Source organism: Bacillus sp. V3-13, assembly GCF_002860165.1.
GTDB lineage: Bacteria > Bacillota > Bacilli > Bacillales > Cytobacillaceae > Bacillus_BJ.
Map to the genome: position 1 here is coordinate 1 of NZ_PGUZ01000108.1, position 9,937 is coordinate 9,937.

The following is a 9,937-nucleotide window of genomic DNA, read 5'->3' on the forward strand; positions in this document are numbered from 1 at the left end:
AGGCTTATTTTGTTATGCGCACTTTTTACTTATGACATATTTCTGGGTTCTTTCAAACTAACTATCACCATTGGATCTTCTGTAATCATTTCTTCTTGAATTGATTTACCACCAACTAAAACAATCATCTTTTCGTATTGTTTCTCCGTGACAGCCATTATGCGAATAGAGCCTTGAGAAGGCAGGTTTCTTTTTAATCCATCAATATATTGAAATAAACTTATCCGATTAGGAAATATTTTTGCGTATACAGAGAATTGCAGCATGGTAAAGCCCCTGCTAATCAAATACTTTCGAAACTTGGTGTATACTCGACGTTCTTGCTTTGTGTTCATTGGGAGGTCAAAAAATAATAATAATCTCATAACCCTATACGGCGACGCCATCTGATGGGTATACCAGCAAATTTAGATCGTTATTGTTCATTGCATTTAAAAAAGATTGAACAAATAGATCTATTGCATTTAATACTGTGTGTCTTTGACCCCCAACGTCAATTTTGGCACTTAAACGTCGAATTAAATTCTGTTTCATGTCTCTACTTAAATACTCTGATTCGCTAACTGTCATGGATACCCATAAATCGATAATTGGCCGAAAAACTTCCATACAATCGTCTGCCAAATTGAAAGCATTAAATTGATTGCGATGCCCGATTCCGAAAGCTGGATGCAGACCATAGGCTACAAGGGTCCTGGCAAGACACGCACGAAGTATACTGTATCCATAATTTAGTGCTGCATTGTATGCATCCACAGCTTCTCTTTGTCGGCGAAATCGTTCTCCTAATAATGTAGCGAAATACAGCTTCGCAGCATGTCCTTCACGGTTACTCTCGTCCCCAAAATCTACATTATTTGAAAGTGTTCTCATTTTGTTAATAATTTCGTTGTCTCGATGTAAATATTGCAGTATTGATATCTGATTGTCTATTTTTATTTTAATGATTTTCCGCCACATTTCGCCTTTGAGCTCATTAGTCCAACTCAATTGCCTCATCAATATTCCATGTACCTTATAATGACTATATAAGCCTAGTGCAAATACATTGGGATGATGAATTTCATCACAAAATATTAATAAAATATGGTACTCGGTAAGTTTATTTAACAATCGACCAGTGACAATTGTTTTCGTGTTATCCACCATAATGGTATGTATGTCTGATAATGGTATGAGGATTTCTTGCTCTTGTTTAATCACTTTTAAGTTATCTAAATAGAGCCTTAATTCCTCTCCCTCTTCGATATAAACAATCCTCCAGCTCATGCTCTGTTTCTCCTTCATTAAAAGAATTTATTAATAAAACTATTTATTTCCAAATATTAAGAAAATATTCATGACTAGGGTCGTTCAATATGCAGGTTTGTTAACAAGGATGAAGGAAAAGTTACGTGAACTTTAGTATTAATATCTATTGGTATCTACCACAAAATTCAGTCAAACATTCATAACAATAAAAAAGCTTGTAGAGAAACTCTACAAGCTGAGTTCGGGATAAACCCTTGTTTTGATAGGTCTTCCCAATTTTCGGTATAGAACGATAGAGGCCTCTATCGCTTCTTTTACTTTACCACCTCTTACTATAATTGTAAATAGCTTTTGAAATCTTCTTTGCTAATTTTATACTTATTTCCCAGCACGTCCGTATTATATTTAATTACATTCTTAAAAGTAGACGGTGCTAATAACCCCTGTGCTCGTTCCTTCTGTTGCTTTTTCCTATAAACATATTCTACTTCAATTTTATTCTGCCGGGGGTTATTATCGCCTCTAAAAATTCGTTCATGATACTCTCCATCCTTTTCATATGAAAATAAATCATTTTTATATAAGCTAAATTGAAATTCATAACTATCATCGATGTTTTTATGAGGTTGTCTTTTTTCTTCATTATATTTATTTATATCCAAAATATAATAATTTCCCTGCTGTTTGAACCAATGATATGGTACACCTAAATATTTATATTTTCCTTCTTTATTTTTATAAAGATCAATTCGTACACTTTTAACACTGAGTACAACTACTTCATTTTTTGCGTTCGGATAATGCTCCGTTATGTTCATATGAACACCTAATTTACTATCATAATAACGCAACGTCTTAACAGGGACTTTTCCATCCTTCATAATATACCCATGTTCTTCATAATAGGCTTTAAAAGGGTTATCAGCTGAAGAATATTCTTTTACAATCTTTTGTATTAATGAAAAAATATCTGGATTATATTTTGCCATAAGGAAATCATCTGGTTTCTTCTCTAATCGTTTCAATAGAGGTGCAACAGTGTTTTTATTCAATTGGTAAATATTACTTACTTTTCCCAAGCAATAAATTTCATTGTCTTTCTTTCGAGTCCCATACAATGTTTGGTTTGACATGGAGCGGTTTGCTTTACGATCCACTTTGTGAGAGTACTTAATTTTAGATTCATAATTCATTAAACTTCTTATAAAATTGATATATTTACCTTCAAAAAATTGATCTTCTTCCAAAATTTCACAGGTCTCCTTGTCTACTATGACTCCTAATTCATTCATGCGGAATTCTTTAAAGAACTCAAAAATAGGCATTCGTCCAATAGCGGCCACAATTAATGCATCGATTGCATGGTGAGCATGGCTTTCGTCACGATCTTTATTTAATCGCGCTCTACGACGCAGTGCTGCTGTGAAAGATCCTCTTATTGAAATTACATTCGTATTAATATTATGCTCTTTAAAAAATGTGCGCAACGTCATAGAAAAACTGCGCATAGCGTACTGGGTATCCACCAGATTCCGATTAATAAACTCTTTTTGAAGTTCCTCATTATTCTGGATATCACGCAGCTCCAATAAATACTCTTTCTTTTTGTTCGTTATTTTACGACTTTTATATAGATTCAAAACTTCCACTTTAAATTGTTCAAAGGTTCGTGAGGATTTACCTGATAAAAAGTATTGAAAAGGTGTTTTTTGTCCTTTATTTTGATTCTCGCTATAGTAACACAGTACTTTATTTGACTGACTGTCATCAAATGAAAGTGAAATTGGCAATATATGATCCACTTCAAATAAAGAATGGTCGGTAACGATGTCATGAACAGAAATGCTTTTTCCGGAGTATATACACTTTCCATCTTGTGAATGCCACAGTTTTAGTGCTAAACGCTGTTTACTTTTTAAATGTAAATCAGCTAATGATGCTACTCCCAATAATTTTGACATTTCTTTTTCAAAATTACCTTCCTTTTTTTGAAAGTCAGTATATTGTTTCCTTTTCTCCTCACTATTCTTTTCACGAGCAGTTTCAACAACTACTGCGCTTAGTTCTCCATACTTGTTTCGAACCTCGTTTACAATCTTTATTGCTTCTCTATGTGCCCGTTTTGCAACGGTACTTAATATTGCATCATCATCAAAAGTGATTTGTTTTTGTTCTTTCACTGAAGATAAACGTAGTTGTTCGAGACCGAGCTCGGAAAACAATTGCATTTGATTTTTGTTTGAATGCCATAATTCTTCTATTATTGAGGTGATCGCTTTCTTTGACAATGCGTGATATCCTGAAAAAATGGTATTTTCTTTAAATGCATCGACCATTTTGGACACTGTTTCCTCATCATAATTGATAAAAATTTTTTGCAATTGTTCTTCTCGACGTTGATACGACTTTTCAGCAGTGAGAATTTCGACTATTTCATCTAGTAAATCATAATTATCCAAGATTTCTTCAGGCAATTTGTGATCAATAACTACTTTCAGAAGAGCTTTATATCCTTTGAATTCTGTAAAAAGTGGTTTACCAGTTTTCAAATCCTGCCTGTAGCCTGTTACATCAGCATCATCTGATAAACCTTTGTATTTTAATATTTGTGGTAAGGTGATATTTTTCCCCTTTTTCACAAAATTTTCTACTAAATATACTTTATCCTCATAAGTTAAATACTCACCATTTATAAGCAATTTGTTTAAATCTCCGCTTAATAAATTAAATAAATCAGCAGTAAAAGACATTTTCGCTATCCGATATTGATCCGAAAAATAGGTACATTTACCACGCATTTTATTAATCATGCTGATTTCTTGCAGTTTTCCTTCACTATCAATAAAAAAGGAACCATATGGTGTCGGGGATTTTCTTGATCCCGGTCCTTCAAAATATTGTCTTCTTTGTTCAATTAATTCTATGTAGTTCTTAATGAATTCTTCTGTTATTTCCGGATAGACTTGTTTTTGTTTATTTAAGATCGCACGTGCTTCTTTTACATAGTCAGAAGTACGAAAACGATTTTCGTGATTTCGCATTTTTTCATTTTTGTTCGCTAATCTATCTAACTGAATTTCACATATATATTTATTTTCCAGTAATTTTTTGTTGCGGGATAATTGCTCTTTAGTTGATAATTCATTTCCATTTAACTTTTCTTCCTCAAGTGAATCAAGAGTTGTACCTCGCCTCTTGACTAAGTGATAAAGAGCACAAACTAATTGTTCTTTAGAAACAGTACCAAAAATCGCATTATAGCGAGAAAGATATGGATCTTCTTGTCCTATTGCTGATACTGGAAAATTAATAGAATCCATTAGTTGACGAGCGCGCTCCAAACGATGAATCCGCCTTCTTTTTAGTCTTCTTGAACCACGGAATTTGCGGCGATCTTCATTTGCATTACGGGTTGCTTCTTCAAATAAACGTACACCAGCATCAACAATATTGCCTGTATTTTCATCAAGAATCCCCCAGCCAACCGACGAGATTCCTATATCCAGACCCAATACCAACTTCATCGAACACCAATCCCTTCATTTTTTTAAGTTCCATCCTTGCAATTTTTCAGCTCAGTTCTAACTCACAAACCTTTATATATTTTCTATATACAAATAGTACCATATTTTGTTATCCATTTAAGCAGCAAATTAAAAATTTGAGAACATCTTTTGAGCAGATTCCAGGGGTCTGTTGCGAAAATCCTTAATATAAAAGTAATTTTAGAAGGTATTAATGGTATCGTAGAAATGAAGGAGAAGATTCGCGGCACGAAGAAATTTCATAAAAGAGCAATCGAAATCATTGGCGAAAGGGAAGCAGATTTCTCGAATATCATTTTTGGGGTTACGCACACCGACAACGAAGATGACGCAGAAATGATGAGACAAGAAATCATTCAAAAATTTAAGCCGAAAGACGTAATTGTTCATTATATGGGGGCAACGATGGGCACTTACGCCGGGAAAAACGGAATGATTATTTCTTTTTAAGACATTGTGAAAAAAGCAGGAAACCTATTGGTATCCTGCTTTTTTCATAAGGATCAAAAAACGTATTGAGCTTCTCCGATTCTTATCGTTTTGCCTTTCAAATCAGGTGCATCCGTTTTAAAAACCAATTGTGTCAACTGATTGGCATCCCCCTGTTTGAAAATAAATGACTTGCCGCTAATTCCAAGCGTCACAGAGGAATCAGTGGATTCGAGAGCAGTTAACCCAAATAGTTTTTGCCAATGTGCCGCAACAGCTGCCGGGTCCTGCACGTGGAAAACCGCTTCGTCGAGTGAAACGTCACCGGCCGGATGAGGTTGGATAATCCCTGATGCTGTGAGGTTTTCCAAACGATCTTCGTCGCTGCCTTTCCACTGGATCACAAAAGGATAGACAAGTCCTTGAAAGTCCCGCTCAATCGTCATCATCCGCCATTCAATCAATTGTCCCAGCGTGTTCAAACGTTTTCCGTCAATGATGGGGGACAGTTTCAATCCCTGCGCTTTCAAAGTAGCCGCTGTATCCTCAATATCGTCGCTACGGATGGCAACACGGCTGAAGGCTTCATTTGCCGGCAACATCTTGATAGCATCCTTGACGACCACATTTGATGGATCGGCTTTTACCACTAATTCGCGGTCTTCAATTCCCAAAAACTCAATATACGTCAAGCCAAAATAGCTCAGTGCATTATATGTGCCCCACTGTTTATGTGAACCGCCTTTGAAGGCAATCAGTCCATGTTCTTTGAACGTTTGAATCGCACTTTCCAGGTCATTCACATAATGAACGGTATGATCCCAATGTAACGTCGTCATTGCTGATGTCCTCCCAGTTCAGTTGTCCGCTTCACGGCTTTAAGGACGCTTCGCTGCAGTCCCGCTGCAAAATCACTGTTATTCAATTCATAGAGAGCATTAATCCCGACGCCGCCTGCTGAATTATTAATATCCAGCAACTGCCTTGGGTGGAGGCCGCTATGCTTTAACATCGCGACAGCGCCTGCGACATTTTCCAGGGCGACTTCCCAGGCTTGTTCGCGCGGCAAACCTGCGAGCACGCCGGCATCAGCCAATGATTCTATGAAATAATAAACGTAATTCGGCCCGGCCACGCCAAAACCTGTGAAAATATCAATCAGCGATTCATCGAGATATTGTACTTTGCCAAAGCCGTTTAAGAAGGTGTCGACTTGTTCTTTGGATGCATAAGCATTCAGTGCTGCTCCGCTGTATCCCAGACCAGTATCCGTCAGAGTGTTTGGGATACAACGGATGATTGGGCGGTCAGCCCCGAAGTAACTGGCGAGTTTCTCAATTGTCACACCTGCAACGATTGATAATATGGCCGCATCCGGTGCCGCAAATTGGCGGACCGTCCTGCCCAGTCCAGCCAGATCATCCTGCGGACGAACAGCAATAACGATCAGGTCCGCATTGGCCACTGCAGGTTCCAGTGAAGCCTGGTGTTGAATACCATATGACCCGCTGAGCAGGCGGACCCGGCTTTCATTAATATCGGTAACGCTAATTTCGTCAGCCGCAACTGTCTGATTGTTCACAACTGCGCGGATCATCGCTTCAGCCATTTGTCCTCCGCCGATAAAATGTATGCGTTTCGTTCCCATTTCACCCAAGTCCTTCCTAATTATTTTTCCATGCTTCCGGCAAAATGAAACCGTCATATTTGCTTTCGGAATTGATATACTCTTCAAATTCACTCGACTCATACGCTGCTTTCAAGTCTTTTGCCCATTGTGCGTCTTTGTTTTTCTTATCGATGGTCACGATGACACGGTGCTCTTCCGGTGTATTTTCAATCTTCAGTGCATCGGTGATTTTCTTGCCGGCATTCGCGATATAATTGCCATTCACAACACCATAATCTACATCCTCCAGCGACACCAGGATCTGAGCAGGATCCAATACTTCAAACTTAATTTCATACTGATCTGGTTCTACGCTGTTCAAGTTGAAATCAGTCGTGCCGGCATCAGGTTTCACTTTTACCCAACCGAGTTCTTCCAAAATTCGTACAGCACGTTCCTGATTAACCGGGTCATTGGGCAGTGCCACAGTTGTACCATCTTGAACTTCATCAAGTGATTTGTGCTTTTTCGAATGAAGGCCTTGCGGTGCACTTGGCGCAAATGCAATTCCCATCATATCCATGTTTTGCTCTGCATTAATTCCCTCCATTTGAGACTCCCACGCCTAAAGGCGCAAGTCCTGCACCTTTCGGTGTAACGGATGGGATTCTTGAATGACTAAACGTTCGCAGTCCATTTCTGTTTTGAACAGCCTTCAAGATAAGGGCATCTCATTGCCCCTCCTAAGACAGTGCGTATAGCATCTTAGGCTGATTGACTGTTACCGCCAACCACAGGTGCATAACGAATATTCATTGCACCAACTCTGTCCCTGTGCGTCTCAAATCCACATTTACACTTGTACTTACGGCCACTTGTTTTGTTCTTTTCAGAACATTTTGGACAAGTTTGCGAAGTGTAGGCGGGATTCACATATTCAACTTTGATACCCATTAATTTTGCTTTGTACTCGATAAATTGAGACAGGCGATAGAAGGACCAACTGTGCAAATTCTTTTCGTTTTTACGGCTTGTTCTTGCCGTCTGTCTTATGTTCGCAAGTTGTTCCAGGCGAATGACAGAAATGTGGTGATCTCTTGCAAAATTCACGATCGCACGACTTACTTTATGGTCCTGGTCTTTCATATAGCGCTGTTCTTTGTCATCAAGATGGACAATCGCATTCAACTTCTTGAGTTTGCCGAGTTTCCTGCGCTTAGATTTAAAGGCTCGCTTCACATACTTGTTCTGTCTGCCATTGCCAAAGAAGCGGGTCTTTCCATCATCTGTGACCACCACAGCAGGAACTTTCAAGCCTAAATCAACACCCATTATTTTTGTTCCTGTGTTCTCATGTGTTTGGATCGTGACAGATATTTGTGCGATCCACTTGTTCGATTTTTTCGTGATGCGGAGCGTTCCTAATTTGTGCGTTAACAAGTCAAGATTGCGATTGTGTTTATCCGTCAACAAAGCACGAATAGGGACTTTCTTTACTTTCCCATTTATCATCAAAGGCAAATGAATATGAGTGGAATCAAACGAGTAGTTTTGATTATTCCATACACAAACAGGTTTTTGGAGAACAGGAACGATGGTGTATTTACTCTTCTTGATTTTTGTAGAAAACACACTTTTTGCATCTTTGATGGCTTGGTTTTTCACTGTACTCGGAAGATTTCCAGGAACATCTTTTGTTGTTTTCCTGGTACTTTTCTTTTCGGTGACCATTTCAGAGATCAGGCTGTTCACCACCGCAATATATTCCTTGCTCATCACATTCAAAATGGAAGCCTGTTCTTTTGTTGGAAGCAGTTTAATTTTAACGGTGATCGTTTGTGACACGAGTTTCACCCCCTTTTTTTGTTGTTCGACATATTGTTTTATAGTCTCAGTTGATACGTTTCCTGCGGGAGAAACGAAACAGGAGCATGTCCATAAACTCAGCAAGTGCCGAAGATGCGCAAATTCTTCACGCCGTTTTTTAGATGTGGTTCCTTTCACCTTTGCCATAATATATCCGCGGGATTTAAAATGGGTAGTGCACCTGAGAAACATATGTGTAGGTCTTTATCGCATTCAGGGAGCGATAATAACTATCTTCCTCACACACTTCTTTTACCAGTGCTTTGAAGCGTTCTTCCACCTCCTATATTCAGAAAAATTTTTCTTCTGTATCGAGAGCAGAACACGAAATGATCGTGAATGAAAGAAACAGTTGTGTTTGTTCGTCTGTATTGGTTCATAGAAATATCGTATCAATCTTATTTACAAACTACCATAAATGAGTAGCAAAAAAAGATGACAAATTTCGGACACTTAAAGCAGCACCAACCTTACGGTTTTGAGTGGTACGCCGTATCCGACCTCACTTTCATCCCATCCCTCAAGGGGGTGCTATCGCACCGTAGTGGGCTTTCACGTTCGGAAAATCTGTAAAGAAATCTTCTCTTATCTTCCAAGTCTTGCGCTTGTTGGAATTAGCACAGCACTCTCAAAAAGAGTCCGCTGCTGAGATTTCACCGCGCCAAATTCCTTCACCTCTCTAGATAAGAAAACCGAGTAATTTAATAAGATTTAATAAGATAGTAGCACTCGATAATAAATCATCAATCTAATCTGGCCTCTAAATAACTTCATAATTTCATTAGTTCAAAATTTTTCTACAAATAAGATGACAGAACTAAACCAATTTCAGATTCAACTCTCATATTCATTAAAGATTGCTTCGCCAATGCCATAGTCCTGCTAAAGGTTTTTTAAATAAAACAAAAAAACCCTTTCAACAAATAGAAGGGTCAGTCTTAACATTAATCTGACTTAATATTGCTCATTAATCGTTTTAAGACTTTTTGATAGTCATCGCGATCAATATCAGGGGCAAATTCTTCAGGCAATTCTCCAAAGTCTGGAACCAGGGTTCCTTCCAGTATACCATCGATGACTCTTGGCAGTTCTCCGGTTCCAGGATTTCTTCCTTTAAACATTTGGATCAATGACATTCCACGCAGTGCTATTCATATTCTCCACTCCTATGTACTCTCTCGTATTGTCAAAAATTAAATATATAAATCAAGCAAATACATTGATATCAGAGGGTTTA

Annotated in this window: 9 protein-coding genes, 1 pseudogene and 1 riboswitch; of the genes and pseudogenes, 1 reads left to right on the forward strand and 9 read right to left on the reverse strand. The window is 38.1% G+C overall.

Going from position 1 to position 9,937, the window contains the following annotated elements; translation table 11 throughout:
- Positions 1-29: 29 nt before the first annotated feature.
- The 3 genes from cas2 to cas9 all read right to left on the reverse strand — a co-directional run bounded on the left by cas2 (position 30) and on the right by cas9 (position 4,775).
- On the reverse strand, positions 30-386 hold the full coding sequence (gene cas2, locus CU633_RS22445) for a CRISPR-associated endonuclease Cas2 (RefSeq protein ID WP_308314824.1): 357 nt from the start codon (positions 384-386) through the stop codon (positions 30-32).
- Positions 370-1,269 (reverse strand): type II CRISPR-associated endonuclease Cas1, encoded by a 900-nt coding sequence (cas1, locus tag CU633_RS22450; protein WP_180955088.1) that lies wholly within the window; start codon positions 1,267-1,269, stop codon positions 370-372. Before cas1 ends, cas2 begins: the two co-directional genes overlap by 17 nt.
- A gap of 314 nt (positions 1,270-1,583) precedes the next feature.
- The gene (gene cas9, locus CU633_RS22455) at positions 1,584-4,775 is read right to left on the reverse strand and encodes a type II CRISPR RNA-guided endonuclease Cas9 (protein ID WP_101662761.1); all 3,192 of its coding nucleotides are present in this window, start codon (positions 4,773-4,775) and stop codon (positions 1,584-1,586) included.
- A 150-nt stretch (positions 4,776-4,925) separates the two neighbouring features.
- On the opposite strand from cas9, the gene CU633_RS22460 reads away from it, so the two are divergent.
- The gene (locus CU633_RS22460; protein WP_101662762.1) at positions 4,926-5,246 is read left to right on the forward strand and encodes a DegV family protein; all 321 of its coding nucleotides are present in this window, start codon (positions 4,926-4,928) and stop codon (positions 5,244-5,246) included.
- 53 nt (positions 5,247-5,299) lie between these two features.
- On the opposite strand, the gene CU633_RS22465 is transcribed toward CU633_RS22460, so the two are convergent.
- From CU633_RS22465 to CU633_RS22485, 6 genes and pseudogenes are all read right to left on the reverse strand, one after another.
- Positions 5,300-6,064 carry a VOC family protein gene (locus CU633_RS22465; protein ID WP_101662763.1) on the reverse strand — a complete coding sequence of 255 codons (765 nt, stop codon included), beginning with the start codon at positions 6,062-6,064 and terminating at the stop codon, positions 5,300-5,302.
- Complete coding sequence (locus tag CU633_RS22470) at positions 6,061-6,873, reverse strand: pyrroline-5-carboxylate reductase family protein (RefSeq protein ID WP_101662764.1); 813 nt, start codon at positions 6,871-6,873, stop codon at positions 6,061-6,063. Before CU633_RS22470 ends, CU633_RS22465 begins: the two co-directional genes overlap by 4 nt.
- Positions 6,874-6,889: 16 nt before the next feature.
- A complete protein-coding gene (locus tag CU633_RS22475; protein WP_101662765.1) occupies positions 6,890-7,444 on the reverse strand; it encodes a MetQ/NlpA family ABC transporter substrate-binding protein in 555 nt (184 codons plus the stop codon).
- Positions 7,445-7,599: 155 nt separating this feature from the next.
- On the reverse strand, positions 7,600-8,688 hold the full coding sequence (locus CU633_RS22480) for an RNA-guided endonuclease InsQ/TnpB family protein (RefSeq protein WP_257959315.1): 1,089 nt from the start codon (positions 8,686-8,688) through the stop codon (positions 7,600-7,602).
- A gap of 3 nt (positions 8,689-8,691) precedes the next feature.
- Positions 8,692-9,080, reverse strand: a pseudogene (tnpA, locus tag CU633_RS23525) (IS200/IS605 family transposase); the annotation flags it as partial.
- Between the two features lie 202 nt (positions 9,081-9,282).
- Positions 9,283-9,390, reverse strand: a riboswitch (SAM riboswitch).
- 254 nt (positions 9,391-9,644) lie between these two features.
- Positions 9,645-9,830, reverse strand: a complete 186-nt coding sequence (locus CU633_RS22485) for a hypothetical protein (RefSeq protein WP_142383458.1) — start codon at positions 9,828-9,830, stop codon at positions 9,645-9,647.
- Between the last annotated feature and the right edge of the window lie 107 nt (positions 9,831-9,937).